The sequence below is a fragment of the Agromyces tardus genome (assembly GCF_003710805.1).
Classification (GTDB): Bacteria; Actinomycetota; Actinomycetes; order Actinomycetales; family Microbacteriaceae; genus Agromyces; species Agromyces tardus.
The window spans coordinates 63,862-88,952 of record NZ_RHHB01000001.1 but is presented as its reverse complement, the minus strand read 5'-3'; the positions used below and the strand labels follow the sequence as shown (position 1 = coordinate 88,952).

General features: G+C 69.9%; 24 protein-coding genes and 1 pseudogene. 10 read left to right on the top strand and 15 right to left on the bottom strand.

What is annotated here, in order from left to right; translation table 11 throughout:
- Positions 1-173: 173 nt before the first annotated feature.
- Positions 174-1,016: an aldo/keto reductase gene (locus tag EDM22_RS00360; protein WP_122935050.1), complete on the bottom strand. Its 843-nt coding sequence runs from the start codon at positions 1,014-1,016 to the stop codon at positions 174-176.
- A gap of 207 nt (positions 1,017-1,223) precedes the next feature.
- Between EDM22_RS00360 and EDM22_RS00355 the strand changes: the two genes are divergently transcribed.
- A complete protein-coding gene (locus tag EDM22_RS00355; RefSeq protein ID WP_122935049.1) occupies positions 1,224-2,501 on the top strand; it encodes a cyanophycinase in 1,278 nt (425 codons plus the stop codon).
- Positions 2,502-2,568: 67 nt separating this feature from the next.
- Here the strand turns inward: EDM22_RS00355 and EDM22_RS00350 are convergent, their stop codons facing one another.
- Positions 2,569-3,963, bottom strand: a complete 1,395-nt coding sequence (locus tag EDM22_RS00350) for a pyridoxal phosphate-dependent decarboxylase family protein (RefSeq protein ID WP_122935048.1) — start codon at positions 3,961-3,963, stop codon at positions 2,569-2,571.
- A 252-nt stretch (positions 3,964-4,215) separates the two neighbouring features.
- On the opposite strand from EDM22_RS00350, the gene EDM22_RS00345 reads away from it, so the two are divergent.
- Complete coding sequence (locus EDM22_RS00345; protein ID WP_245989060.1) at positions 4,216-4,686, top strand: MarR family winged helix-turn-helix transcriptional regulator; 471 nt, start codon at positions 4,216-4,218, stop codon at positions 4,684-4,686.
- Positions 4,687-4,748: 62 nt separating this feature from the next.
- Positions 4,749-5,726 carry a zinc-binding dehydrogenase gene (locus EDM22_RS00340; protein WP_122935046.1) on the top strand — a complete coding sequence of 326 codons (978 nt, stop codon included), beginning with the start codon at positions 4,749-4,751 and terminating at the stop codon, positions 5,724-5,726.
- Positions 5,727-5,759: 33 nt separating this feature from the next.
- Here the strand turns inward: EDM22_RS00340 and EDM22_RS00335 are convergent, their stop codons facing one another.
- A complete protein-coding gene (locus EDM22_RS00335) occupies positions 5,760-6,728 on the bottom strand; it encodes a LysR family transcriptional regulator (protein WP_122935045.1) in 969 nt (322 codons plus the stop codon).
- Positions 6,729-6,805: 77 nt separating this feature from the next.
- Here EDM22_RS00335 and EDM22_RS00330 point away from each other — a divergent pair, with 77 nt between their 5' ends.
- A complete protein-coding gene (locus EDM22_RS00330) occupies positions 6,806-8,557 on the top strand; it encodes an L-aspartate oxidase (RefSeq protein WP_122935325.1) in 1,752 nt (583 codons plus the stop codon).
- A gap of 43 nt (positions 8,558-8,600) precedes the next feature.
- On the top strand, positions 8,601-9,074 hold the full coding sequence (locus tag EDM22_RS00325; RefSeq protein ID WP_122935044.1) for a GNAT family N-acetyltransferase: 474 nt from the start codon (positions 8,601-8,603) through the stop codon (positions 9,072-9,074).
- Positions 9,075-9,096: 22 nt separating this feature from the next.
- Here EDM22_RS00325 and EDM22_RS00320 read toward each other — a convergent pair whose 3' ends face one another.
- Positions 9,097-9,858: an SDR family NAD(P)-dependent oxidoreductase gene (locus EDM22_RS00320; RefSeq protein ID WP_122935043.1), complete on the bottom strand. Its 762-nt coding sequence runs from the start codon at positions 9,856-9,858 to the stop codon at positions 9,097-9,099.
- 426 nt (positions 9,859-10,284) lie between these two features.
- On the opposite strand from EDM22_RS00320, the gene EDM22_RS00315 reads away from it, so the two are divergent.
- Entirely contained in the window at positions 10,285-10,830 is a 546-nt protein-coding gene (locus EDM22_RS00315; RefSeq protein ID WP_122935042.1) for a hypothetical protein, read from the top strand.
- Positions 10,831-11,053: 223 nt separating this feature from the next.
- The gene (locus tag EDM22_RS19365) at positions 11,054-11,200 is read left to right on the top strand and encodes a hypothetical protein (RefSeq protein WP_170963941.1); all 147 of its coding nucleotides are present in this window, start codon (positions 11,054-11,056) and stop codon (positions 11,198-11,200) included.
- 15 nt (positions 11,201-11,215) lie between these two features.
- Here the strand turns inward: EDM22_RS19365 and EDM22_RS00310 are convergent, their stop codons facing one another.
- Positions 11,216-12,007, bottom strand: a complete 792-nt coding sequence (locus tag EDM22_RS00310) for a Pr6Pr family membrane protein (RefSeq protein ID WP_138707992.1) — start codon at positions 12,005-12,007, stop codon at positions 11,216-11,218.
- 200 nt (positions 12,008-12,207) lie between these two features.
- On the opposite strand from EDM22_RS00310, the gene EDM22_RS00305 reads away from it, so the two are divergent.
- Complete coding sequence (locus tag EDM22_RS00305; protein WP_138707991.1) at positions 12,208-13,062, top strand: alpha/beta fold hydrolase; 855 nt, start codon at positions 12,208-12,210, stop codon at positions 13,060-13,062.
- 11 nt (positions 13,063-13,073) lie between these two features.
- On the opposite strand, the gene EDM22_RS00300 is transcribed toward EDM22_RS00305, so the two are convergent.
- Positions 13,074-13,982 (bottom strand): hypothetical protein, encoded by a 909-nt coding sequence (locus tag EDM22_RS00300; RefSeq protein ID WP_122935039.1) that lies wholly within the window; start codon positions 13,980-13,982, stop codon positions 13,074-13,076.
- A 155-nt stretch (positions 13,983-14,137) separates the two neighbouring features.
- Here EDM22_RS00300 and EDM22_RS00295 point away from each other — a divergent pair, with 155 nt between their 5' ends.
- The gene (locus EDM22_RS00295) at positions 14,138-15,163 is read left to right on the top strand and encodes an LLM class flavin-dependent oxidoreductase (RefSeq protein ID WP_122935038.1); all 1,026 of its coding nucleotides are present in this window, start codon (positions 14,138-14,140) and stop codon (positions 15,161-15,163) included.
- 40 nt (positions 15,164-15,203) lie between these two features.
- Here EDM22_RS00295 and EDM22_RS00290 read toward each other — a convergent pair whose 3' ends face one another.
- The 6 genes from EDM22_RS00290 to EDM22_RS00265 all read right to left on the bottom strand — a co-directional run bounded on the left by EDM22_RS00290 (position 15,204) and on the right by EDM22_RS00265 (position 22,157).
- Positions 15,204-16,436, bottom strand: a complete 1,233-nt coding sequence (locus EDM22_RS00290) for a glycoside hydrolase family 32 protein (protein WP_122935037.1) — start codon at positions 16,434-16,436, stop codon at positions 15,204-15,206.
- Positions 16,437-16,507: 71 nt separating this feature from the next.
- Entirely contained in the window at positions 16,508-17,554 is a 1,047-nt protein-coding gene (locus EDM22_RS00285) for a LacI family DNA-binding transcriptional regulator (protein ID WP_170963940.1), read from the bottom strand.
- Between the two features lie 25 nt (positions 17,555-17,579).
- Positions 17,580-18,959, bottom strand: coding sequence for a NosD domain-containing protein (locus tag EDM22_RS00280; RefSeq protein WP_122935035.1), 1,380 nt, complete (start codon positions 18,957-18,959; stop codon positions 17,580-17,582).
- A 23-nt stretch (positions 18,960-18,982) separates the two neighbouring features.
- Positions 18,983-19,819 carry a carbohydrate ABC transporter permease gene (locus EDM22_RS00275; RefSeq protein WP_122935034.1) on the bottom strand — a complete coding sequence of 279 codons (837 nt, stop codon included), beginning with the start codon at positions 19,817-19,819 and terminating at the stop codon, positions 18,983-18,985.
- Positions 19,816-20,673: a carbohydrate ABC transporter permease gene (locus EDM22_RS00270; protein ID WP_122935033.1), complete on the bottom strand. Its 858-nt coding sequence runs from the start codon at positions 20,671-20,673 to the stop codon at positions 19,816-19,818. Before EDM22_RS00270 ends, EDM22_RS00275 begins: the two co-directional genes overlap by 4 nt.
- 161 nt (positions 20,674-20,834) lie before the next feature.
- Positions 20,835-22,157, bottom strand: coding sequence for an ABC transporter substrate-binding protein (locus tag EDM22_RS00265; RefSeq protein ID WP_122935032.1), 1,323 nt, complete (start codon positions 22,155-22,157; stop codon positions 20,835-20,837).
- Between the two features lie 403 nt (positions 22,158-22,560).
- Here EDM22_RS00265 and EDM22_RS00260 point away from each other — a divergent pair, with 403 nt between their 5' ends.
- Positions 22,561-23,118 carry an SOUL family heme-binding protein gene (locus tag EDM22_RS00260; RefSeq protein ID WP_122935031.1) on the top strand — a complete coding sequence of 186 codons (558 nt, stop codon included), beginning with the start codon at positions 22,561-22,563 and terminating at the stop codon, positions 23,116-23,118.
- A gap of 290 nt (positions 23,119-23,408) precedes the next feature.
- Here the strand turns inward: EDM22_RS00260 and EDM22_RS00250 are convergent, their stop codons facing one another.
- The 3 genes and pseudogenes from EDM22_RS00250 to EDM22_RS20210 form a co-directional block, all read right to left on the bottom strand.
- Positions 23,409-24,245 carry an alpha/beta fold hydrolase gene (locus EDM22_RS00250; protein WP_122935030.1) on the bottom strand — a complete coding sequence of 279 codons (837 nt, stop codon included), beginning with the start codon at positions 24,243-24,245 and terminating at the stop codon, positions 23,409-23,411.
- A 313-nt stretch (positions 24,246-24,558) separates the two neighbouring features.
- Positions 24,559-24,657 (bottom strand): annotated as a pseudogene (locus EDM22_RS19905) (AraC family transcriptional regulator); the annotation flags it as partial.
- 83 nt (positions 24,658-24,740) lie between these two features.
- Positions 24,741-24,989, bottom strand: a complete 249-nt coding sequence (locus EDM22_RS20210) for a tRNA-specific adenosine deaminase (RefSeq protein ID WP_342768482.1) — start codon at positions 24,987-24,989, stop codon at positions 24,741-24,743.
- Positions 24,990-25,091 lie beyond the last annotated feature (102 nt).

Here is a 25,091-nt window from a genome sequence, read left to right as displayed (position 1 = left end):
CTCGAGACCGCCGCCCGGCGACGGATTCGCGATGGCGACCAGCCCGCCGCCGAACTCGTCACTTCGCGCCGCATTCGGTGCGGATGGCGCCCCGCGAAGTCGCGAAGTGACGCGCGCCGCCGCAACGAGGGCAGCGGATGCCGCGAACCGAGCGATCCCGCTCCGACGAACGCCTAGAGCCCGACGCCGCGCGAGCGCAGGTCGTCGGCGAACGCCTGGCGCAGCTCCTCGTCGACGACGAGGTCGGCCGCGGCGATCGAGTCGAGCACGGACTCCACGCGCGTCGAGCCGATGACGGGCCAGGCGCCGGGCATCGCCTCGAACATGGCGGCGAGCACCGAGCGGTGCACCGAGATCCCGCGCCGCATGGCGACGGCGGCCACCCGGGGCACGTGTGTCGCCAACGGTGTCGACTTGGGGCCGCCGAACGGCGCATATGCGAGGAACGGAATACCGGCCTGGACGCAGTAGCGATACTCCGACGCGGTGTCGAACCCGAACGCGAAGCGGTTCTCGACGGCATCGAGCGTGGTGATCGCGCGCGCCCGATCGAGCAGCTCGACCGAGGCGTTCGACAGGCCGATCGCCTCGACGACGCCTTCGTCGCGCAGCGCGGCGAGCTCGCGCACCGAGGCGTCGAGGTCGTCGACGCGATCGGCGCGGTGCAGCAACAGCAGAGAGGGCGGGGCGCCGAGCACCTCGCGGCTGCGCAGCGCGTCGGCGCGCACCCGCTCCGCGCTGCCGTCGACATCCCACGCGGCACGGCCCAGCCGGAAGTGGCCGGCCTTCGTGATGATCGGGATGTCTGGCCGCTGGGTGCGGGCCGCCTGCGCGATGCGTTCCCCCGCGGCGTCGTCGTCGACCGTGGCATAGGCACGCGCGGTGTCGATCGCGAGCACGCCGGCGTCGACGGCGGCGCGCACCACGGCGAGCGCGCTCTCGATCGTGGCGCCCTCCTTGAGCACGAGGGATGCCACGCCGAGCACGACGCCCCGGGCGGGGAGTACGAACGCCATCAGCGACCTCGGATCGGTTCAGGGAGTGCGCACGTGAACCACGTCATCGCGACCTTCCAGCATCGGTGGGGAGAGGTACGTTCAAACTACTGGATCCGGTGCGAGCGCGGGTCGCGCTCCGCGGAATCGTCCGTAATGCTTGTTCCTTATAGACGTGCTGTAACGGTTCTTGTAACGTGACCTCCACTCAATGAAGAGAGGAGTGCCATGCGCACACCACGGACGGCGGCGACCCTCGCCGCAGGCACCATCCTGCTCCCCCTCATGTTCGGCACCGGAACCGCGTACGCGTCGGGTCTCGACGGCAACCTGGTCCTCATCGGCGGCGCACTCAACGAGAACGCGCAGATCCTGCAGCGGATCGTCGCCGACGCCGACCCCGACGGCGCGGGCCCCGCGCGCGCCCGGATCGCGGTGGTCACCGCCGCCTCGGTCCCCGCCGCCTCGCCCACGGAGGCATCCGACCCGACGCAGAGCAACGCCGCGGCGAACGGGCTCTACTACGCCGACCTCTTCGCCCGGTACGGCGCCGACACGTACCTCGTCCCGATCGACATCGAGACGAACTACGCAGGCGATCCGTACGTTCCGGGCAACGCCGACAGCACGACGGTGGCCGACCAGGTGCGCGCCTCCACCGGGGTGTTCTTCTCCGGCGGCGACCAGTCGCGCTACGTGCAGACGCTCCTCGACTGCGCCCCCGCACCCGGGGACGCCTTCACGGACTGCGCAGACACCGCAGTGCTGGCCGCGGTGCGGGCGGTGCTCGACGCCGGCGGCGTCGTCGCCGGTTCGAGCGCCGGGCTCACGATCCAGAACGGCAGCGACATGGTCACCGCCGGAGAGTCGTACGAGTCGTGGCGGTACGGCGCGTACGCGGGCACGGGGATCGGGTCGAACGATCTCACGTACTCGCCCTTCGGCGGGTTCGGCTTCTTCACGGAGGGCCTGCTCGACAGCCACTTCGGCACGTGGGGCCGTCAGGCCCGCATGGTCGCGCTGGCGGATGCCACGGCACACGACCTCGTCGTCGGCGTCGACGAGACGACGGCGCTCGTCTACGACCGCGCCACGCGTCGCGGGGAGGTGATCGGCGTCAACGGGGTCTCGGTTCTCGACCTCTACGGCGCGACCATCAGCGGCGACCGCGCCGAGGGGGTGCGCTGGCACTACCTCGTGAACGGCGACCGCATCGACTTCGCCACGCTCGCGGTGACCGCGGGGGCTGCCGAGCGGTCCGGGGTCGGCACCGGCAGCGGCCCCAACGTGAAGCGCGACATCTGGGACTCGCCGTCGGGTTCCGGCGGCACGTACTCGATGGTCACCCAGGCGAAGGCGCTCGTGAAGAGTTCGGCGAACGTCGCCCAGGGAACGACGTTCGAGCGGAACCCGCGCTACCGCACCCACCTCGACCGCGTGAGCGCGACGCGATGGTGGACGACGGGCGGCTTCGAGTCGCTCGAGGTCTCGTTCATCCCCGAGTAGTCCGCCTGCGCGACGATGGGCCGCCGTCCCGTTCGGGCGGCGGCCCATCGTCGCATTGTCGACCGGCTCACGCCATCGTGTCGAGGATGGCCGTCAGGTGCTCGTACGTCGTGAGCGGGTTGATGATCGCAAAGCGCGTGTTCGGCCGGCCCGCGTGCGAGCTCGGCGTGACGAAGGCGTGCTGCTCGTCGAGCAGGCGCGCCGACCACTCGGCGTAGTCGGCCTTCGACCAGCCCTCGCGTTCGAACACCACGACCGAGAGCTGCGGCTCCCGGACGAGCCGGAACCCGTCGCGCCGATCGATCTCGCGGGCGATGTCGTGTGCGAGCCGGATCGAGGCGGTGACCGCGTCGCGGTAGGCGGCGGCGCCGTGCGTCGCGAGCGAGAACCAGAGCGGCAGGCCACGCGCCCGGCGGGTCAGGTGGGCGGCGTAGTCCGACGGACTCCATTCGCTCGTCTCGGTGAGCGTGTCGAGGTACTCGGCGTGCTGCGTGTGCGCGCGGCGGCCGGCCTCCGGGTCGCGGTAGATCAGTGCGCAGGCGTCGAACGGCGCGAACAGCCACTTGTGCGGATCGACGATCACGGAGTCGGCGCGCTCGACGCCGGCGAATCGGTGCCGCGCCATGGGCGAGAGCATGCCGGCCAGGCCGTAGGCGCCGTCGACGTGCAGCCACACGTCGAACTCATCCGTGACGGCGGCGATCGAGGCGAGGTCGTCGACGATCCCGAAGTTCGTCGAGCCGGCGGTCGCGACGACGGCGAAGACGGATGCCGCGTGCTCCTCGAGCGCGGCCCGCACGGCATCGCCGCGCAGCACGCCATCGTCGCCCGGCTCGACGGCCACGACGTCGACGTCCATCACCCGCGCGGCGGACGCGATCGACGAGTGCGCCTCGGCGCTGCAGACCACCTTCCACCTCGACGGGAGTTCGGCACCGGATCGCGTCGCGACGGCGCGAGCATGCTCCCGCGCGGCCACGAGGGCGGAGAGGTTGCCGAGCGTGCCGCCCTGCACGAACACGCCTCCAGCCGACGCAGGCAGGCCGAACTCCGCGGCGAGCCACGAGAGCACCTCGTTCTCGGCGTGCACCGCCCCGGCGCCCTCGAGCCAGGACCCGCCGTACAGCGCGCTCGCCGAGACGACGAGGTCGAACGCGACGGAGGCCTTCGTCGGCGCGGTCGGGATGAAGGAGAGGTACTGGGGGTGGTCGGTCGTGATGCACGCCGGCGCGAGCACGTCTTCGAAGAGGGCGAGTGCGCGTTCGGCGCCGATTCCGTGCTCGTCGATGCTCCGCCCCGCCCTGAGGGCGAGGTCGAGCGGGGCGATGGGCTTGTCGAGCGGGGTGTCGCTCGAGAGGATCCGGCCCCTGGCATACCTCAGCACGAGCTCGACGAGCTCCGAGGTGCGGTCCGACACCTCGTGCATGGATGCCGCGGACGACGGGGCGACTGGCGTGGACATGTTCCTCCGATCGATGGGCGCTCGGATCAGTGTGCGCGAGCGGCGCTGCATACGCAAATCATCCTCACGGAAACGCCATGATGCGCCGGTTCATTGCGCAAGTGCTTCATGGAGTGCACGATTCCATCGTTCCGGTCACCGCCCGCACTGAGGCTCCGGGCGCGCCACCTCCCGCGCGGCGAACGGCATGCGAGTCGAGGGGGCCACCCGTTTGAATTGCACACAACCAAGTTGTGTGCAATTCTTTTCCCTATGGCAGTCGTGACGGATGAGATGGTGTGCTTCTCGCTGTACGCCGCATCCCGGGCCACGACGCAGCTGTATCGCACGCTGCTCGACCCTTGGGGACTGACCTATCCGCAGTACCTCGTGCTGGTGGCGCTCTGGCGCGAGGGCGAGCAGACCGTCTCATCGCTCGGCGAGCTCCTGCAGCTCGACTCGGGCACCCTGTCGCCGCTGCTGCGCCGCATGGAGCAGGGCGGCCTCGTCGTCAAGGAGCGGCGGTCGCACGACGAGCGCGTCGTCACCGTGGCCATCGGGCCGCGCGGCGCGGCACTGCGCGCCGAGCTGGCGCACGTCCCGTCGCGGATCGCCGCGGCGACCGGCGTGCAGGCCGGCGACGGCGAGGCGCTGATCCGCACGCTGCAGCAGGTCACGGCGTCGATGCACGCGGCTGCGGCATCCGCCCACGCACCCGACGCGACAGCAGCGTCGCCCCATTGATCCCGCCCGCCGGCCGCCGACCGCGGCCCGGGCACTCGAACACGAACGAACGGAGCCCCCTCATGCGCGCCCTCATCCACTCCACCTTCGGCGAGCCCGGCACGGTGCTCGAGGTCGCGGATCTCCCGCTGCCCGAGCCGGGCCCGACCCAGGCCCGTGTGCGCACCCTGCTCGCGACGATCCACAACCACGACCTGTGGACCGTGCGAGGCACCTACGGGTTCAAGCCCGAGCTGCCGGCCCCAGCGGGAACGGAGGCCGTCGGCATCGTCGACGCCGTCGGCGCCGACGTGACGGACGTGCAGGTCGGCCAGCGCGTCGTCACCGGTGGCACGTTCGGCGTCTGGGCCGAGTACTTCGTCGCGGATGCCGCGGGGCTCATCCCGGTGCCCGACGGCGTCGCCGACGAGTCCGCCGCCCAGCTCGTGTCGATGCCGTTCAGCGCGGTGAGCCTACTGCACTCGCTCGACCTGAAGCAGGGCGACTGGCTCGTGCAGAACGCCGCCAACGGCGCGGTCGGCCGGATGGTCGCGCAGATCGGCGCCGCACGCGGCCTGAACGTCATCGGGCTCGTTCGCCGGGCCGAGGGCGTCGAGGAACTCCGCGACCAGGGCATCGCGAACGTCGTCGCGACCGATGCCGAGGGCTGGCGCGACGAGGTCGCCGCGCTCACCGGCGGCGCTCGCATCGTCGCCGGGGTCGACTCGGTCGGCGGCACCTCGTCGGGCGAGGTGCTGTCGCTGCTCGCCGAGAACGGCACCCTCGTCGTGTTCGGCGCGATGCAGTCCCCGACCATGCAGCTTGACTCCTCCGATGTCATCTTCAAGCAGCTGACCATCCGGGGATTCTGGGGCAGCCGCGTGAGCCGCGACATGGATGCCGCGACGCGGTCGATGCTCTTCGGCCAGCTCATGCACCACGTGCTCTCCGGGGAGCTGACGCTGCCCGTGGCCGGCATCTACGCCTTCGACGACATCAGCGAGGCCGTCAGCGCGAGCGGCACTCCGGGGCGCGTCGGCAAGGTGCTGCTGCGCCCGTAGCGCGGCGCGGCAGCGCGGAACCCACGCGCGGGCTCACGACCGCTCCACCGCGCCGACAGGAGTCGCGGCCGCGCTCCCACCCGCGACTCGCATCGTCGCCCCCGCCCGAGCCGCGAACGCCGTGGCGGTGGCGGCGATGGTGTGCTGCATCACGTCGACGGCGGCGGTGGGCGCGACATCCGCTGGTCGGGCGAGGCTGATCGTGCGCTCGAGCGTCGGCCCGTCGAGCCGCACCGACCGGAGCCCCGGCCGGTCGATGAGCACCATGGCCGGCACGATCGCGACCCCGAGCCCGCGTTCCACGAACCGCAGGACCGCATCCATCTCGGCGCCCTCGAGCACCACGTCGGGCGCGAGCCCGGCCGTGCGGAACGCGGCATCCGTCGCACTGCGCAGGTCGTAGCTCGAGCTGAACACGATCTGCGGCAGCCCCGCGACCTCCGCGAGCCCGATGGCCTCGCTGGTGGTGACGGGCGGCAGGGCGGCGGATGACACGACCACGAGCTCCTCGACGAGCAGCGGGGTCACGGTGAACCGTTCGACGGTCGCGGCATCCGACGTCGTGATCAGGGCGAGGTCGAGCTCACCGCTCGCGAGTTCGTCGAGCAGCCGGCGCGACCCCTGCTCCGAGAGGTGCAGTTCGATGGCCGGATGCTGCGCGTGGAACGCGCTGAGCACCTCGGCGACGAGGCTGATGCAGAGGGTGGGCGTGGCGCCGAGCCGCACCCGGCCGCGCTCGAGTCCGGCGAGTTCGGCCAGCTCGCGCCGCACCGATTCGGCGTCGGCGAGCATGCGCCGCGCGAGGGGCAGCAGCGACTCGCCCGCGACCGTGAGCGTGCTGCCGCCGCGGGCGCGGTGGAACAGCTCGGCGCCGAGGTCCTGCTCGAGCGCGGCGATCTGGCGGCTCAGCGAGGGCTGGGCGAGGTAGAGCTCCTCGGCAGCACGGGTGAAGTTGCCGAAGCGGGCCACCTCCACGAACGATCGCAGTTGCTCGAGGTTCATGTCGATAGCCTATGCGCATCGTGTCGACGTCAAAGATGCATTGGACGCATCGGTACGTCGAACCTACCGTGGAACGCATGACAGCTTCAGCCGGCACCGCTTCCGAGCGGCAGATCTCCACGACGGTGCTCGTGATCGGCACCGGCGGATCGGGCCTGCGCGCCGCCATCGAGCTCGCCGAGGCGGGCGTCGACGTGCTCGCCCTGGGCAAGCGCGCCAAGTCCGACGCGCACACCTCCCTCGCGGCCGGCGGCATCAACGCCGCCCTCGCCACGATGGACCCCGACGACAGCTGGCAGCAGCACGCCGCCGACACGCTCAAGGAGAGCTACCTCCTCGCGAACCCGCACACCGTCGAGATCGTGACGAAGGGCGCGGCGCGCGGCATCGAGGACCTCGAGCGCTACGGCATGCCGTTCGCGCGCGAGCACGACGGCCGCATCTCGCAGCGCTTCTTCGGCGCCCACACCTACCGCCGCACCGCGTTCGCGGGCGACTACACGGGGCTCGAGATCCAGCGCACGCTCGTCAACCGGGCCGCCCAGCTCGGCGTGCCGATCCTCGACACGGTCTACGTCACGCGCATCCTCGTGAACGACGACGGCGCGGTGTTCGGCGCCTACGGCTTCGACCTCGACGACGGCACGCGCTACCTCATCCACGCCGACGCGGTCATCCTCGCCGCCGGCGGCCACAACCGCATCTGGCGTCGCACCTCGTCGCGTCGCGATGAGAACACGGGCGACTCGTGGCGTCTCGCCGTCGAGGCGGGCGGCCGCGTGCGCGACCCCGAGCTCGTGCAGTTCCACCCGTCGGGCATCATCGAGCCCGAGAACGCGGCCGGCACCCTCATCAGCGAGGCGGCCCGCGGCGAGGGCGGCATCCTCACCAATGGCCTCGGCGAGCGCTTCATGGCGAAGTACGACCCCGAGCGCATGGAGCTCTCGACGCGCGACCGCGTGGCCCTCGCGGCCTACACCGAGATCAAGGAGGGCCGCGGCACCCCCAACGGCGGTGTCTGGCTGGACGTCTCGCACCTACCGCGCGAGACGATCATGCAGCGCCTCCCCCGCGTCTACCAGACGATGCTCGAGCTGCAGATGCTCGACATCACGAAGCAGCCGATCGAGATCGCGCCCACCGCGCACTACTCGATGGGTGGCGTGTGGGTGCGCCCCGACGACCACGGCACGGATGTCCCGGGCCTCTACGCCATCGGCGAGGCATCCTCGGGCCTGCACGGCGCCAACCGGCTCGGCGGCAACTCGCTCATCGAACTGCTCGTCTTCGGGCGGATCGTGGGACAGGCCGCGGCATCCTATTCGGCCTCGCTGACGGCGCAGCAGCGCTCGGCGGCCGCGGTGCAGACCGCGCGCGACGAGATCGCCGGGCTGCTCGCCTCGGACGGTTCCGAGAACGTGCGCGCCCTGCAGCGCGCCATCCGCAACACCATGACCGAGCACGCCGGCGTCGTGCGCGACGAGGCCGGCCTCCTCGCCGGGCTCGCCGAGCTCGACGCGATCGAGGCGCGCATCGCCGACATCGGCGTGCACCCCGACATCGCCGGCTACCAGGACCTCGCCCACGCCTTCGACCTCAAGTCGGCCGCCCTCGCCGCCCGCGCGACCCTCGAAGCCGCGCTCGAACGGCGTGAGACCCGCGGATGCCACAACCGCAGCGACTACCCCGAGACGGATGCCGCGCTGCAGGTCAACCTCGTCTGGTCGCCCTCGACGGGCGTCACCCGCGAGGAGATCCCGCCGATCCCCGAGGAGATCGCGGCGCTCATGGGCCGCGAGGTGTCGGTGGCGGGCAAGCTGCTCGAGTAGCCGGGCCTTGGGCGGTGGCGCTCGCGCGGATAGTCTGTCGGCCATGACCGAGCGCTCCCCGGCTGTCGGCGCTCGCCGGGCCGGCCCGGACGATGCCGAGGCGGTCGCGCGCTTGTTGCACGACTTCAACACCGAGTTCGACACCCCGTCCCCCGGCGCGGCGATCCTGACTCGACGCCTGCAGTCGCTGCTCGCGGGACCCGACACGATCGCCTACCTGGCCGGCGAGCCGGCGGTGGGCGTGGCCCTCGTTACGCTGCGGCGCAACGTCTGGTACGACGGACCCGTGGCCCTGCTCGACGAACTCTACGTCGAGCCGGACCGTCGGGGCCAGGGCCTCGGTGCGGCGATGATCCGCATGCTGATCGCCGACGCCGAGGCGCAGGGCGTCTCTGCGATCGAGATCAACGTCGACGCCGGAGACGTGGACGCGCAGCGCTTCTACGAGCGCCAGGGGTTCAGCGGCGTGGACCCCGACACCGGAGAGCGCGCGTTCTACTACTCCCTCGAACTGTAGGCACCACGGGATCGCGGCGCCGTCAGACGGCGGTGTACCCGCCGTCGACGACGAGGATCGAGCCGGTCACGAACAAGGATGCGCCGCTGGCGAGGAACACGACGCTCGGTGCGATCTCCTCCGGGAGCGCGAAGCGCTGCTGGGGCGCATCTTCAACCCAGTACCGCTGGAACTCGGGCCGGTCGACGGGCGCCATCTCGGTCTTGACGTACCCGGGAGCGACGGCGTTCACGCGGATGTTGTACGGCGCCCACTCGACGGCGAGCGACTTCGTGAGGTGGTGCACCGCCGCCTTCGAGGCGTTGTACGCCGGCTGCCATTGGGGCCGGTTGACGATCAACCCCGACATGCTTCCGATGTTCACGATCGAGCCGCCGCCGAGCTCACGCATGTGGGTTCCCGCGGCGATGCTGGTCTTCCACAGGGCCCGCAGGTTCAGGTCCCACACGGCGTCCCACTCCTCGTCGGTCACCTCGAACGACGGGTTGTGGATGCAGGTTCCGGCGTTGTTGACCAGCACATCGACCCGGCCGAGGCCGTCGATCGCCGCGCCCATCATCGCCGCGACCTGCGCGTCATCGGTGATGTCGGCGGTGATCGCGAGGAACTCATGGCCCGCGCCCTCGGCTTCGGCGACGACTGCCGCATTGCGCTCCTCGCTGCGTCCGGCGATGGCGACGCGTGCGCCCGCTTCGGCGAGCCCGAATGCGAACGCCTTCCCGAGACCCTGGTTGCCCCCGGTGACCAGCGCGGTCTTGCCCTCGAGGCTGAATGGTGAGGTCATGCGAGCACCTTTCGATCGTCGGCCATCTGTGTTCGGTGTACCGGAAATGCCGTCCGCCCGCACCCCTCCGTTCTGGGCTACCCGTCCTCCGACGCTGCGAGTGGAGCGGGTGCGCGGCGAACCCGGGGGCCGGGGAGCGCGCGCACCGCAACACCGTGACCGAGCACTCCGGAGCGGTCCGGCATCTCGAGTGACGTCGAGCTCGGAACGCCCTCCGACGGGGGCCAGCGAGGAAGGGCGGTGAGGGCTAGCCTTCGGCCGGATGCGCTCAACGTGGCATCACGGCCGAACCCGCGCCGGCGGGACTCGCCGACACCCGGATGAAACGCATGCATGCTGCGAGATCGAGCGAAGGAGTCGTCGATGGCAGAGGATGGTGCGCTTCCGACTGGGGTGCAGGAGGGCGTCCGCTCTCGCCCACGACCGGTGACGTGGGCATTCTGGCTCTGGTGGCCGCAGATCATCTCTCAGGCCTTGACCGTGATCGGCGCCGTGGTTGCCTCCGTCGGGGCGCTGGTGGTCGGGGGACCTGCGTTGGACGTCGTCATCTTCGCCGCCCTGCCTCTAGGCCTTCCTGTTGCCGCCGTGACGGCGCTCGAGGTGTGGCTCCTGTTCCGTCTGCGCAGCGGCAGTCGTCGCGCGCGAACGGTGCTGGCCATCCTCGCCGTCGGATCAACCGCACTTGCGATCTGGTCGGCGGTCTTCCAGGTCCTCATGCGCCTGCCCGGCTCCGGCACCGTCATCTCCGCACAGGAGGGTCCTGGGGCCGCGTACGGCCAACTCGCCCTCAGTGCGCTCCTCGCGACCGCGATGCTCATAGCGACCGTCCTCACCTTCACCCGGTCAGCGCGCGCCTTCTTCGATCTGCGCGGCCCGGATGACACGCAGACAGGCCCGTCCGCCACGGCGGGCGATGCGCCGGCCGAGGGTGAAGCGACATCCGACCTCACGGTGCCGAATCCCCCGGAATGAGGCCACCGCGAGGCCTCGACGGGCCGATGGAAGCGTTGGCTTCCCCGCGTTCCGCACGTATCCTTCGAGTGCGGCGCCCGGGATCACGCGATTGAGTGGGGGAAGCATGGACCGTTGGGGGAACGGAACTGCACGGGACGACCAAGGGGGCGGATCGCCAGGCGCCAAGCCCCACGCCGATGACGCGCTGAGCGGCGCGCTGCGTGCGACGGATGCGCGGGCCATGGAGATCTCGGAACTCTCGCTGCGCGCCCTGTCCGCGAAGGCCGACCTGCTCGCGTACGTGGACGAGCTCGAAGACGAGATCCGTGGACTTCGACGGCGATTGAGCGTCAACGCGCCGCTCGAAGCGACCGACGACACTGCCTGAGGCCGCCGTTCGCGTTCAGCCCCTCGACGACCCCGACCGGCGACGACGCCACCGACGGCGCGCGACGGTCAGGTCGGGAAGTTCACCGGTCTGCAGCCACGCCGTCACGTCGCGAGCGACGGCGTGCCGCTCGCGGGATCGGCCGATGCCGATGATGGCGATGCCGAGCAGCACGAACGCGAGCAGGATGCCGCCGATGTACGTGAACGCCGACCCGTACCCGGCGATGTGCGGGTCGAGGAACCCGTACGGGTACCACCACGGCGTGCTGCCGTCGGGGTTCGGCACGCGTTCGCCGCGCGACATCGTGTAGGCCGTCCAGACGAGCGGGTAGCTGACGATGACCGCGAGCGACCACCACGGGAGCCCACGGCGCCTGCCCGCGAACAGCAGGTCGAGGAGGAAGTAGATCGGCAACACGACGTGCAGCGTCTCGGTGGCCCACGAGTCCATGAACTTGACCCAGGCGGGATCGGTGGCCGCGATCGGCGCCGGATCGCCGCGGAGCAGCACGTTGAACACGATGCCGAGCAGGATCACGGGCCCGGTGACCGCGGCGATCGCCATGGCGATGCCGAGCGGCTCGGGCGACGTGCCCGGATGCCGCAGCATCCATCGCGCCGCCACCGTCAGCACGCCGATGCTGAGGATCGACGACACGATCGTGAACAGGCTGAAGTAGTTCGCCAGCACGTCGCCGAGGATCTGCTCCTCGCGCAACCCGCGATCGATGTTGACCAGCAGTCCGGCGACCACACCCGAACCTGCCGCGGTCGCGGCGGCGACCCTGAACCATACCCAACGCATGAGACCCCCCAGTTCGATGCAATTCGGGTTGGGGAAGTTGTAGCACCCGCCGTCCCGCGACAGTCCGAAGTCTGGCGCAATTATTGAGGAAACCTCGGGCGAGGGCGCCGTCCATTGTGGAAGAGCTCCAAACCCCGCGAGCCGTGGGTCGCGAGCACTCGGGCCAGGCGCGCAGGCGCGCGCCACTACCATTGGGCGACGTGAACGCTCGCGCAGACCTCAACCCCTCGCTCGACAGCTCCCGCGTCACCGGCGTGACCCCCTCCGGCATCGCGTTCGATTCGGTCGCGGCATCCGGCACACCCGTCGTGCTGATCCACGCGGGCATCGCCGATCGGCGCATGTGGGATCCGCAGTGGTCGCAGCTCACCGCGGCTCGCTCCGCGGTGCGGCTCGACCTGCGCGGGTTCGGGGAGTCCGCGACCGAGCCCGAGGGCGAGTGGTCGCACGCCGCCGACGTCGTCGAGACGCTGCGTCACCTCGGCATCGAGCGATGCCACCTCGTCGGGGCGTCGTTCGGGGCGGGCGTCGCGGTCGAGGTGGCGCTGACTGCGCCCGAGCGCGTCGAGTCGCTGCTGCTGTGCCCGCCCGGCGGGAGCCTGCTCGCGACGCTGACCCCCGACCTGAAGGACTTCTTCGACGCTGAGAAGCGCGCCCTCGCCCGCGACGACCTCGACGCAGCGGTCGAGGCGAACATCGACGCCTGGGTGGTGGGCCCGCGGCGCAGCGCGAACGAGGTCGACCCGTCCGCCGTCGCAGCCGTGCGCACGATGCAGCGCCGCGCGTTCGAGGTCGCCGCATCCTGGCAGGGCAACGCACCCGAGCTGGAGCTCGACCCGCCGGCGCTCGAGCGCCTGTCGCAGATCACCGCACGCACGCTGGTCCTGGTCGGCGGCCACGATCTCGAGACGACGGATGACGCAGCAGCTCGACTGATCGCAGGCGTCACGGGTGCCCGGCGCATCGACTGGCCGGATGTCGCGCACCTCCCGTCGCTCGAGAAGCCGCAAGCGTTCCTCTACCTCCTCATGGACTGGACCGTACCCACCGAGTGACGACGCCCTCGTCAGCGCGCCGGACCCGCATGGGCCCGGACCATCTCCTCCAAGGACCGCTGGTCGCGGATCGGGCTCGACCGCGGGTAGCTCGTCGTCAGGAAGTGCTGCGCGAAGGGGAAGCACGCCACCGAGAAGGGGGACTCGGCGAGGAACTCCGTGCCGAAGGTGTTCCGTTCGACCTCGACCGAGTCCAGCGGCAGGTGCAGCGCCTGGCTCATCTCGCCGGGGTCGAACACCAGGCCGAACGGCTGCGACCGTGCATGGGCGAGCCGACCGCCGTAGTCGACGGACATGTTGCCCTCGACCCACAGTCGCTGGTCGAGCGGCCGCATGGTGCCGTCCGCCAGGCTGACGGTGAGCGCCAGGTCGTTCGGACGTTCGCGACTTCGGACGTCGACGATCACCTCGCCGGCGTGCGAGGTCGTGATGACCGCCCGGTCCGTGGTCGAGGCGGAGAAGCCCTGACCGGGGTCGTAGTTGATGGTGTTGGATTCGACATCGCAGATCACCCAGGTCAGCATCCCGGTCCGCAGGTTCTCCGCGATCAGGTACAGCTCGACGCGAGCGCCCCAGAAGACCGAGGCGTGGACGTTGAATGCGCCGAGGATCGCAGAGGTGCGCGGCGCCTCGCCCTCGAACATCGAGGTCGCGACGAGGCGATAGCCCGGCGGCAGCATCCGATCCGCGGCGGCCTCGTCGCGGATCTCGTACGCCAGGAAGGTGCAGTACGGCTCCACGACGAACCCCATGTACTCCGGACCGCGGGCCTTCGACACGATCCAGCGCTGTACCCGCAGCGGCAACCGTGCGAGCATCTCGGCTCGTCCGTACAGCGCGGCGACGCCCTTCGGCGAGATGGAGTGCTCCGTGCTGCCGATGAACCGTCGCAACTCCGACCGGGCGATCCGCGATTCCATGCCGCAACGCTAACCGCGCGCGATCGACCGCGAATCGTCCGGATGATTGACGCTCGACCGGCAACCACCGGCAGGTCGCCCCCGCCCCATCGGGCTGTCGGGGCATCCGGCCCCGTCCCCGGAATGCCCCGCCGCGCCAGACGTTGGAGAAGGGTATGAAGCGCATCGGTTTCCTCTCGTTCGGACATTGGTCGAACTCCCCCGGCTCGCAGACGCGATCGGCGTCGGACGTGCTGCTGCAGTCGATCGACCTCGCGGTCGCCGCCGAGGAGGTCGGTGCCGACGGCGCTTACTTCCGCGTGCACCACTACGCGAACCAGCTCGCGAGCCCGTTCCCGCTCCTCGCGGCGGCGGGCGCGAAGACGAGTCGCATCGAGCTCGGCACGGGCGTGATCGACATGCGCTACGAGAACCCGCTGTACATGGCCGAGGATGCCGCCGCCGCCGACCTCATCGCGGGCGGCCGACTGCAGCTCGGCATCTCGCGCGGGTCACCCGAGCAGGTCGTCGACGGCTACCGCTACTTCGGCTACGAGGCACCCGAGGGATCGACCATGGCCGACGTCGCCCGGAACAACGCGACGGTGTTCCTCAAGGTCATCGACGGGGCGCGGTTCGCCGAGCCGAATCCACGCCCGATGTTCGCGAATCCGCATCCGGGGCCGCTCGGCATCCAGCCGCAGTCGCCCGGCCTCCGCGACCGCATCTGGTGGGGCGCCGGCTCCGACTCGACCGCCGTGTGGGCGGCCGAGCAGGGCATGAACCTCATGAGCTCGACGCTCAAGGAGGATGAGTCGGGCGAGCCCTTCCACGTGCAGCAGCGCAAGCAGATCGAAGCGTTCCGCGCGGCCTGGGCCGAGGCAGGGCACGAGCGGGAGCCGCGCGTCTCGGTGAGCAGGTCGATCTTCGCCATCGTGAACGACCTGGACCGCGCCTACTTCGGCGGCGGACAGCGCGACGAGTCCGACCAGTTCGGCGTGATCGACGACTTCCGCGCCGTCTTCGGCCGCAGCTACGCCGCCGAACCCGACGTGCTCATCGAGCAATTGCGCGAAGACGAGGCGATCGCCGCCGCCGACACCCTGCTGCTCACCGTGCCCAACCAGTTGGGCGTCGACTACAACGCGCACGTGCTCGAGTCGATCCTCACGCACGTGGCGCCGGCGCTGGGGTGGCGGTAATCGAGGGCTGAAGCGGTCGGCACGAGGGGGTGATCGCGGCCTACCGCATCGGGAAGACCTCGAGCGTTCCCGCGGTGGCGCGCACGTGGAGATCCGCACCCGTCGGACGGAGCGCTGCACTGAACAGGCCCGCGGTGGAGGCGAGCTCGAACACGGGCCCGTCGACGATCATCCGCAGCGGTCCGGATGCCGGCACGATCGACTCGTCGTCACCGATCGTGACGACCGCGGTCTCGGAGGCCCGCAGGACGCGGACCACCTGCTCCCCGCCGGAGTCGACGGTCAGCTCGCCGGACGTGGCATCCCATTCGATGTCGGCGGTCAGACCCGGGATGCGACCGTCGGCAGCGAGTTCGCCCCGGTGGGCGGCGACATCCGGGTGGGGTGTCGCGACGAGCTCTCCGTCGACGATCGAGAGCCGGAAGGGCACGCTGTGCGCTCCCGCCCAGCCGGCCTGCTCGTCGACGACGCCGCGGATCCAGAACGAGAGGCACGGGCGGCCCTCCGCGTCGAAGAAGAACGAGGGCGCGTAGTAGCCGTCTCCATAGGTCAGCCGGCCCCATCCGACGGCGTCGAACCGGCCCTCCCGGTACGCACCGGTCGCGTAGCCGGCGTAGTGGAGCACGTCGGCATCCCACACCGACGAGACCATCACGTCGACCCCGTCGACCTCGAAGAACTGCGGGCACTCCCACAGGGCGCCCATCCAGACCGGCTCGCGCTCGGAGGTGGAACGCGACAAGGCCACGCCGTCGTAGCTCCAGGAACGCAGGTCCGATGACGTCCAGGACAGTGCCATCGCGGTGCCGTCCCGGTGGGCCGCACCGACGAACATGCGCCAGCCCGACCCCTCACGGCGCACGAACGGGTCACGGAACGCGATGAGGTCGAGGTCACTGGGCGCCTCGACCACGACCTCCCCCTTCCGCCATTCCCGCCACTCCCCGTCGACCGGGCGAGCGGAACGGATGCGGCCGATCCCGAAGTCCGGAACCGTGGTGGCGGTGTAGAAGATGACGGCGTCGTCGCCGTCCTCGACGAGGCATCCGGTCCAGATGCCGTCATCGCCATCGCCCGGTGCGATTGCCACCGAGTGCTCCGTCAACGAGAGGAGGTCGGGTCCGGTCGCGTGGCCCCAGTGGCAGTTGGGTGCCCACGTCGTGCGGTCGGGCACGTACTGGAAGAACGCGTGGTACCGGCCGTCACGGTAGGTGATTCCGTGGGGGTCGTTGATCCACCCGCTGCGCGCGGTGAAATGCAGGGTCGGTCTCATGTGGTGTCCTCTTGGTGGGACGAAGAGGTTCGGGCGAGGGTCTGCGGGACCGCCCGAACCTCTCCGTGTCTTCAGGCGCCGGCTCGCTCACGAGGCGGCGCAACGGATTCCCGCTCGACCAGCGGGCAGTTCAACACGGTGGGATGCGCGGCGAGCAGCGATCCGTCCTGCTTGCCCTGGATCGACTCGGCGAGCGCCGCGACCGCCCAGGCACCCATCTCGTAGTGCGGCAGCGCCACCGTCGTCAACGCGGGGAACAGGCTCTCGGGAAGGGGAGCCTGGTCGTCGAAGCCCACGACCGACAGGTCGGTGGGGATCCGCAGGCCGCGGTCGGCCGCTGCGCGATAGGCCCCCATGGCCATGCGGTCGTTGTAGCAGAACACCGCCGTGGGTTCGCGATCGAGCAGTTCGAGCGTCGCGGTATAGCCGCCACGGGCATCCGATCCGCCCGAGGCGATCAGCCCGTCGGTCGAGAGCCCGGCGCGGGTCATCGCATCGACGTAGCCTCGCAGGCGCCCTCGTGTGGCCGGAACGTCGTCGGCGCTGGCCGCGAACGCGATGCGGCGGTGGCCGCGTGCGACGAGCATGTCCACGACGGATGCCGCGCCGCCACGTTCATCCGGCAAAACGGCGGGGATCAACCCGGCCTCGTCTCGCGCGCCGATCAGTACCGCGGGGCGCACCCGCAGGTTCTCGGGCGGCGAGATCACGTCGTGGTACACGGTGGCGTAGATGATGCCGTCGGCCTGCCGGTCGAGGAACGCCTGGATCTGCGTCGAGTCCACCTCGGGGTCGGGGTTCAGCTCGGAGTTGATGATCGCGAGCGTCAGGTTGCGGCGGCTGGCCTCCTCCTGCGCACCCAGGATGATCCGACCGGCGTGCGGGGTCGTCGCGATCTCCTCGGTCAGCAGGCCGATCATGTCCGAGGCGTGCGTGCGCAGGCCGCGGGCGAGGCGGTTCGGCCGGTATCCCAGCTCCTCGGCAGCGGCCCGGACACGCGCCGCGGTCTCCTCGCTGACCCGGGTGTGCGGTGTCTCGTTGAGCACGTGCGACACCGTGGTCTGCGAAACTCCGGCGCGCGCGGCGACATCCCTGATCCCGTTCGTCTTCTCGGACACCCGGCTCCCCGTCATCGTCGGCCCCTCACGTTCGTACCACGTCTCGGTCGGATGCCCCGGGCGACGGCGCCGGGAGCGTCGGCAGCGGCCTGACGGCATTCACCGCGCGGTCCGCCCGAACCTGGTCATCGGTCCCGGAGTCGAGGATCGTGTTGCCGGTGGCCGCGGCATCGACGGCGACGGTCGTCACGTCGAGGCCGAGCGCGCTGTCGGTCGTCAGGAGCGCGTCGACCTGCGCCGCGAAGCACGAGTCGCCGGAGGTCGTGCTGACGTCCTTCGCGACGATGTGGTTGCCGGAGACGAAGTTGCCGGTGCCCTCGACGAGCCGGATGATGACCGGAACCGATCCCTCGGGCCGGACGCTGCGCGCCTCGACGATCTCGGAGAAGTGGTTCCCGATCACCGAGTTGTCGCTGCCGCTGATCGCGAGCAGCCCGTAGCGATCGTCGAGACCGTTGTCGACGCCGAGGAACGGCGTCCACGGCTCGTGGTCGCGCAGGAAGTGGTTGGACCCCACGAGGTTCTCGGAGCTGTTCGCGGCGAGGATCACCATCCCCGGGTAGAACGAATGCAGCCGGTTGTTGGTGACACTCGAGCGCGTGACGCCGTGGAGGTGGATGCTGCTCGCACCGCGCGGGAACACGTTGTTCGCGGTGATCAGCAGACCGCCGTGGTGCTCGGCGTAGATCGACCTGCCGGCGAAGCCCGCGCCGATGAGGTTGTCGGTGATCTTCGACGCCTGCCCCCACCCGCGGAGCTCGATGCAGCTGCCGCACTCGGCGATGAAGTTGTCGTGGATCGAAAGCGCGTCGGCGTTGTAGATCGTGACCGCGTTCTCCAGGTAGACGAATCCCATTCCGGTGATGCGGAACGAGTCGTTCGCATCGGCGACGTAGATGCCGGTCTTGCCGTTGACGTACGAGTTCTCGGGATTGCCGCCCGGGCCGTCGCCCGTGAAGTGGAGGCCGTCGATGCAGAATCCCGAGAATTCGACCGAGCTGATCCGGGGGCTGCCGCTGCGCGCGATCAGGAACGCGGCACCATCCGCCTCCTCCTCGACGCCGGCGGCCGGGAGGTCGACGAGGATGCGGCTGCCGCCCGGCCACAGCTCGTGGAGACCCGATCGCTCGTCCTCCGGCAGGTTGAACCGGATGCTCGACGACGTGAAGCCGTGCCCGGCGCCCTCGATCCTGAGGAAACTGACGTCGACCACCACCTGCGTGCGCAGGCGGTAGTCCCCCGGCGGAATGGAGATGACGGCGCCCGGCCTGCCTCCGTCTGCGACATCCGACACCGCTTGGCGCCGCTTCACGTCGGCGATGATGCTGTTGATCACCGCCCCGACGTCGTCGTAGGGGTTGCCATCGGGCCAGGTCGTGACGTCGTACTGGTTGCTGGTCGACATTGCGTTCCGTTCGGGTCTTCGGCTCAGCCCTTGACGGCGCCGAGGGTGAGGCCGGCGACGATGTGCCGCTGGAGGAAGAGGGTGAGGAGGATGACCGGCACCGAGTAGACCGCTGCGAGCGCGGTCATGCCGCCCCAGTCCAGGCCGAACTGGCTCTGGAAGTTCGCGATCACGACCGGGGTGGTCTGCGCCCGCACCGAGGTGAGCAGCAACGCGAAGAGGAACTCGTTCCACGAGGCGAGGAACGCGAAGATCGCGGTCACCGCCAGGCCGCCGGAGACGACCGGGAGCACCACACGCCACATGGCCTGCAGTCGGCTGCATCCGTCGACCTCAGCGGCTTCGCTCAGTTCATCGGGAACGGCTTCGAAGAAGCTCGCCATCAGCCAGATCGAGAGCGGGAGCGAGATCGTGGTGTGCGCGAGCGCGAGCCCGAACGACGTGTCCGTGAGTCCGAGCGTGCGCATGACTGCGATGAGCGGTGCGCCGACGGCGATCGTCGGCACCATGCGCGTCACCAGGGCGGCGACGATGAAGACCCGCCCGCTCGGCGTGCGGAAGCGCGTGATCGCATACGCGGCCGGCACCGCGAGCACCAGCGACAGCAGCGTCGAGGTGACGGCGGTGACGACGCTGTTGACCAGCGCGGCGGGCACGCCTTCGCGGCTGAGCGCGGCGACGTAGTTGTCGATCGTCCACGTCTCGGGCAGCACCGTCGGCGGCACCGCGATGGCATCGAGGGGCGTCTTGAACGACGTCAGCAGGAGGTACACGAACGGGAATCCGTACAGGACGATGGCGGCGGCCAGCAGCACCCACAGCAGGATGCGGCTCGTGCCTCGGGTTTCGAGCGGGTTCATCGTGCACTCCCGGGTCGCCAGATCAGCAGGATCGCGGAGATCGCCACGGCCAGCATGACGATGAGGTAGACGGTGCCCATGGCGCTCGCGAGTCCGGGATCGCCGAATCGCGTCATGGTGCGGTAGATGAGCAGGCTGAGGGTGGTGGTGCTGCCCTGCGGGCCGCCATCCGTCTGGATCAGGATGATGTCGAACGCTCGGGCCGCGTCGATGCCGCGCACGATCAGCGCGACGGCGATGACCGGTCGCAGCAGCGGGATGATGATGCTGAACAGGATGCGCGGGTAGCGCGCGCCGTCGATGCGTGCCGCCTCGATGACGTCGCCCGGGATGTTCTGCAGGCCGGCGAAGAGCACGAGCGTGATGAACGAGGTGGTGAGCCAGATGTCGGGGATCGCCACCGAGAACAGGGCGATGTCGGGGTCGCTCAGCCACTGGATCTGGTCGGGGCTGGAGAGGATGCCCGCCTCGAAAAGCAGCTGGTTGACGATGCCGAAGTTGTCGATCAGCAGGAACCGCCACAGGAGGCCTGCGACCACCGGCGCGATCATCAGCGGGTACATGAACATCGTGCGGAAGAACGTGGATCGCCGGCCGAGCGCCGTGAACAGCAGCGCGACCGCCAGTCCGAGCACGAACTCCGCCGTCACCACGATGACCGTGTACACGACGGTGCGCACGGACGCCGATTGGAAGGCTTCTGACGCGAACGCGGTCGCGTAGTTCGCGAACCCGACGAAGGTGCGCGGAGCTCCCGCGAACGGGGAGATCTCGAAGAAGCTGTCGTAGACGAACCGTACGAGCGGCCACAGCACGAATGCCGCGAGGAACAGGGCCGCCGGCGCCAGGAGCATCAGGGCGAAGCGACGATCGCCCCGGTCTTTGCTGAGGTGCCGGCGCGGCCGGTGGGGGCCCCGGGTGGGGGCTCCGGGGCCCCGGGTGGGGGCGGCCGGAGCCGCCTCCACCCGGGTCTGGGGAGCGAGTGTCTCCACGATCACCTTCTGGTCCGGACCGTCTACTCGACGATCGCTTCGATCTGGGACTTGGCGTCGGTGAGGAGCTGCGCGGTGTCGGCTCCCGGTTCGACGGCCTTCTGCATCATGGGGATGAGCACCGAGTCGACGATCTCCTGCCACTGCGGCGTCGCGGGCCGGGGCAGCGACTGCGCCGCCTCGAGGGTGGAGACGAGCGCAGGGTAGTTCTCGAATCCGGGCTCGCCTGCCTTGCTCTCGAAGGCGCTCTTGCGGGCGACGAGACCGAGCGAGGTGTCGGCGGCGAGGTCGTTGTGCTCGTACGCGAACGCGACGAAGTCCTTCGCGGCATCCTGGTGCTCACCCGACGCGGGAACCGACAGGTACCAGGCTCCCGGCACTCCCGCGACGCCGCCGGGTCCGGCGATCATCGGGGCCACGCCGATCGAGTCCTTCACCGGCGAGTCGTCAGGCGTCTGCCGGTAGGCGTGACCCCAGAAGCGCATCATGGCGAGCTTGCCCTGGTAGAAGAGGTTCTGGGCTCCGGCCCAGTCCAGCTGCGCCGCACCCGACGGCGCATAGGGCAGCAGGCTCACGTAGAAGTCGAGTGCCTTCTGGTGCTCGGGGCTGTCGACGGTCACGTCGCCGGTCGCGGCATCCAGCACCATCGCCTCTGCACCGGCCTGCGAGACGGTTGCGAGCCACTCGGTCTCGACGGCGCCCTTCACATCGGTTCCGTAGAGGTCGACGGTGCCGTCGCCGTCGGTGTCGCGCGTGAAGAACTCGGCGACGTCACGGTACTCCTCCCACGTCGTCGGCGCGGCGAGCGGGTACCCGTACTTCGCCTCGAAGTCGGCCATGTTCTTCGGGTCCTCGAAGAGGTCGGTGCGGTAGAACAGGATCTCCGAGTTGGTCCAGACGGGCATCCCGACGAACGTGCCGTCGACCTGCGACTCGCTCACGAGGCCGCCGAAGAGGTCGTCCTGAACGTCGGCGGTGAACAGGTCATCGAGCGGGGCGAGCGCGGGTGCGAATGCCGGGAGCCAGATCGCATCGAGTGCCGCGATGTCGAACGACGGCTTGCCGGCCTGGAGCTCCGAGGAGATCCGGTCGTAGAGCCCCGCGTAGGGAAGCTCGACGAGCGTGACCTTCGTGCCCGTCTTCTCCTGGTACAGGTCGGCGATCGGCTGCAGTTCGGCCTTTCCGCCGCCTTCGACGACGACGGTGAGCTCGTCGCTCTCGGATGCGGCCTCTCCCGAGGCGCCCACGCCGCAACCGCTGAGGGCGAGCGCGGCGACGGTGACCGTGGCCGCGGCGACGAGCAGGCGGCGTCCGCGCCTCGTCGGCTGTTGTGTGCGAAGCTTCATCACTTCGACTCCATTCATTGATGTGTGACAGGAACGCAGACCCTCTGGGGACGAAGTGCCAATACGTTTTGCCAAATCGTCTTGGCAGGAAGCTAGCCGACACGGATGGCGGCCGTCAAGACGTCGGGCGTGCCAAAGAATTTTGGCGCCGACTCGCAACAGGCGAGGCAGAAGCGGATGCCTGGACGGGCCGTGAGTCCGCTCGTCGCGGTCGGGCCGACCGTGTCGGCTGCCGCTTACTGCTGGGGGCTCTGAGCCGCCTGCCGACTCCACCCGGCGGCTGCTTCAGATGTCGACGGAACGTCGCAACACGTACCTCGGCCTCCGCCACATGTGCGAGCGGATGGGGCGACCGCATCCCTTCATGGGGCCATGACCTCGAAAGCGGGCGTAGCCTCGGAAGGTGACAGAGCAGCAGCCGTTCGACGTCGTCCAGGAGCATGACGGGTGGGAGGTGCGCCGCTATCCGTCACACGTCGTGGCCGAGACCGTTGTGCGGGGCGTGCCGTTCGAGGATGCCGGCAATCGGGCCTTTCGCCTGCTCGTCGGGTACATCGGCGGTGAGAACGCCGCCCGTCGGTCGATCGAGATGACGGCGCCGGTGGTGCAGTCGTCGGAGAAGATCGCGATGACGGCGCCCGTGCTGCAGGAGCGCACCAGTGAGGGGCATGCCGTGGCCTTCGTGCTGCCGGCGGGGATCACTGAGGCCGAGGCGCCGATCCCCACTCGTCCCGAAGTGAGGTTGCGGACGGTGCCGGAGCAGTTGGTGGCCGTACTCCGGTTCAGCGGTCGCTGGACGCGGGAGTCGTGGGAGCGGCACCGCGACGAACTGCTCGCCAAGGTGACCTCCGCGGGGCTCCCGGTCCGCGGCGAACCGCGTTTCGCGCGTTTCGACCCGCCCTTCACGCCCTGGTTCCTGCGCCACAACGAGGCGCAGGTGGAGGTGGAACGCGCCGCCTGATCCGGCGCCGCCGCCCGCTCGTCGGCGGTCAGGTTGGCCGCCGCCCAGCGGGCGATCTCGAACTCCGGATGCCGCGTGGCATCCCCCGTCGTCTCCTCTCGATTGCGGTCCTCGAACCGCTCGACCCCGGCCGCATCCACGAGCACCGACCCGAACGGGCCGTCGCCGGCGGCGAGCGCTTCACGCGCGAGCTCGACCGCCCGGCCGATACGCCCACGCCACAGACCGGAGACGGCGTGCACACGGGCTGTCCCGTGCGCACGCCGTCTCCTCCTCGCGCGGCAGCTGAGCTACTGCTGGATGAAGGCGAGGATGTCGGAGTTGAGGACGTCCGCGTGGGTGGTGAGCATCCCGTGCGGGAAGCCCTCGTAGATCTTGAGGGTCGAGTTGCTGAGGAGCTCGTCCTGCTTGAGAGCGGCCTGCTGGTAGGGCACGATCTGGTCATCGTCGCCCTGGAGGACGAGGACAGGCACCGAGATCGCCTTGAGGTCCTCGGTCTGGTCGGTCTCCGAGAATGCCTTGATGCCCTCGTAGTGCGCGAGGGCGCTGCCCATCATGCCCTGACGCCACCAGTTGGCGACGACCGGCTCCGATACGGTCGCCCCCTCACGGTTGAAGCCGTAGAACGGGCCCGACGCGACGGCCTGGAAGAACTCGGCTCGGTTGGCGGCCAGCGCGCTGCGGAACCCGTCGAAGACCGAGATCGGCAGCCCTCCGGGGTTCGCGTCGGTCTGGACCATGAGCGGGGGAACCGCCGCGACGAGCACGGCCTTGGCGACGCGGCCCTGGGGTTCGCCGTGTTTCGCGACGTAGCGGGCGACCTGGCCTCCGCCGGTCGAGTGGCCGACGTGGATCGCGTTGCGCAGGTCCAGGTGCTCCACGACGGCGGACGCATCGCTGGCGTAGTGGTCCATGTCGTGGCCGGTGCTGATCTGCGACGAACGGCCGTGACCGCGACGGTCGCTGGCGATGACGCGGTACCCCTTTCCGAGGAAGTAGAGCATTTGGGCGTCCCAGTCGTCCGAAGACAGGGGCCACCCGTGGTGGAACATGATGGGCTGGGCGTCGCGGTCGCCCCAGTCCTTGAAGTAGATCTCCGCACCGTCGTCCGTGGTCACAAAGGACATGACCGACCTCCAGTTTCCTCTTCAGCCGAGGCTCTGCCCGGCCATCTTGCGTTGGATGCTGCGCCAGGTCGGCGAGGCATGTTCGACGCAACGGTTGCGGGTCCCGATCCTTTCGGCGCCTCCGCGCGTCGCGCCCGTGGCGCCGTCTTCGGTTGCCAACGGGTACTTGATTTCTGCAGATAACCACCATCTCCGATCGAAGGACACACCGCTACCCCGCTTCAGAGACTTCACCCCGACGTATCCCCGAATTCAGTCACCGCGAGGACCTCGTGCAGCTGGATGCCGCCGCGCTCGAACTTGAGCCGCGGCCCGGCCAGGCGGCGATGTGGGCCTGGATGTGCGGGTTCGGCCCGTGGTGGATGAGCGGCACGCGCGCGGCGTGGCCGACGAGCAGGAAGGCCGGTCGTTCGGCCGATATCCAGCCTCCCCATGGACTCGGATGCGCACCCGACTATCGCGGTTCGATTCGGTCTGGCCGCCGAACGCAGGCGGCTAGATGGAGCCAACTGCGCGTTCGATGAGCGCCCGCACCTCGGGCACGAGTTCGTCGACCGGCCCCTCGACCGGCAGCCCCGGCACGACGGCCGTGATCGGCAACACAGCGACAGCGGATGCCACGGCGCCGGCCGCCGCGCGCCATCCGCTGATCTGTTCCGCCGACGCCACGTAGACGATCCGCCCGAGCCCCACCCACGCGTGCGCCGCCGAGCACATCGGGCAGTGCTCCCCCGAGGTGTACACCGTGGCCGCCGCCCGCTCGTCGGCGGTCAGGTTCGTCGCCGCCCAGCGGGCGATCTCGAACTCCGGATGCCGCGTGGCATCCCCCCATCGTCTCCTCCCGAT

Bases quoted from the DNA above. Each gene is read 5' to 3' on its own strand.
- EDM22_RS00360 (WP_122935050.1), bottom strand. From the start codon at position 1,016: ATGGCGTTCGTACTCCCCGCCCGGGGCGTCGTGCTCGGCGTGGCATCC.
- EDM22_RS00355 (WP_122935049.1), top strand. From the start codon at position 1,224: ATGCGCACACCACGGACGGCGGCGACCCTCGCCGCAGGCACCATCCTG.
- EDM22_RS00350 (WP_122935048.1), bottom strand. From the start codon at position 3,963: ATGTCCACGCCAGTCGCCCCGTCGTCCGCGGCATCCATGCACGAGGTG.
- EDM22_RS00345 (WP_245989060.1), top strand. From the start codon at position 4,216: ATGGCAGTCGTGACGGATGAGATGGTGTGCTTCTCGCTGTACGCCGCA.
- EDM22_RS00340 (WP_122935046.1), top strand. From the start codon at position 4,749: ATGCGCGCCCTCATCCACTCCACCTTCGGCGAGCCCGGCACGGTGCTC.
- EDM22_RS00335 (WP_122935045.1), bottom strand. From the start codon at position 6,728: ATGAACCTCGAGCAACTGCGATCGTTCGTGGAGGTGGCCCGCTTCGGC.
- EDM22_RS00330 (WP_122935325.1), top strand. From the start codon at position 6,806: ATGACAGCTTCAGCCGGCACCGCTTCCGAGCGGCAGATCTCCACGACG.
- EDM22_RS00325 (WP_122935044.1), top strand. From the start codon at position 8,601: ATGACCGAGCGCTCCCCGGCTGTCGGCGCTCGCCGGGCCGGCCCGGAC.
- EDM22_RS00320 (WP_122935043.1), bottom strand. From the start codon at position 9,858: ATGACCTCACCATTCAGCCTCGAGGGCAAGACCGCGCTGGTCACCGGG.
- EDM22_RS19365 (WP_170963941.1), top strand. From the start codon at position 11,054: ATGGAGATCTCGGAACTCTCGCTGCGCGCCCTGTCCGCGAAGGCCGAC.
- EDM22_RS00310 (WP_138707992.1), bottom strand. From the start codon at position 12,007: ATGCGTTGGGTATGGTTCAGGGTCGCCGCCGCGACCGCGGCAGGTTCG.
- EDM22_RS00300 (WP_122935039.1), bottom strand. From the start codon at position 13,982: ATGGAATCGCGGATCGCCCGGTCGGAGTTGCGACGGTTCATCGGCAGC.
- EDM22_RS00295 (WP_122935038.1), top strand. From the start codon at position 14,138: ATGAAGCGCATCGGTTTCCTCTCGTTCGGACATTGGTCGAACTCCCCC.
- EDM22_RS00290 (WP_122935037.1), bottom strand. From the start codon at position 16,436: ATGAGACCGACCCTGCATTTCACCGCGCGCAGCGGGTGGATCAACGAC.
- EDM22_RS00280 (WP_122935035.1), bottom strand. From the start codon at position 18,959: ATGTCGACCAGCAACCAGTACGACGTCACGACCTGGCCCGATGGCAAC.
- EDM22_RS00275 (WP_122935034.1), bottom strand. From the start codon at position 19,819: ATGAACCCGCTCGAAACCCGAGGCACGAGCCGCATCCTGCTGTGGGTG.
- EDM22_RS00270 (WP_122935033.1), bottom strand. From the start codon at position 20,673: ATGCTCCTGGCGCCGGCGGCCCTGTTCCTCGCGGCATTCGTGCTGTGG.
- EDM22_RS00265 (WP_122935032.1), bottom strand. From the start codon at position 22,157: ATGAAGCTTCGCACACAACAGCCGACGAGGCGCGGACGCCGCCTGCTC.
- EDM22_RS00250 (WP_122935030.1), bottom strand. From the start codon at position 24,245: ATGTCCTTTGTGACCACGGACGACGGTGCGGAGATCTACTTCAAGGAC.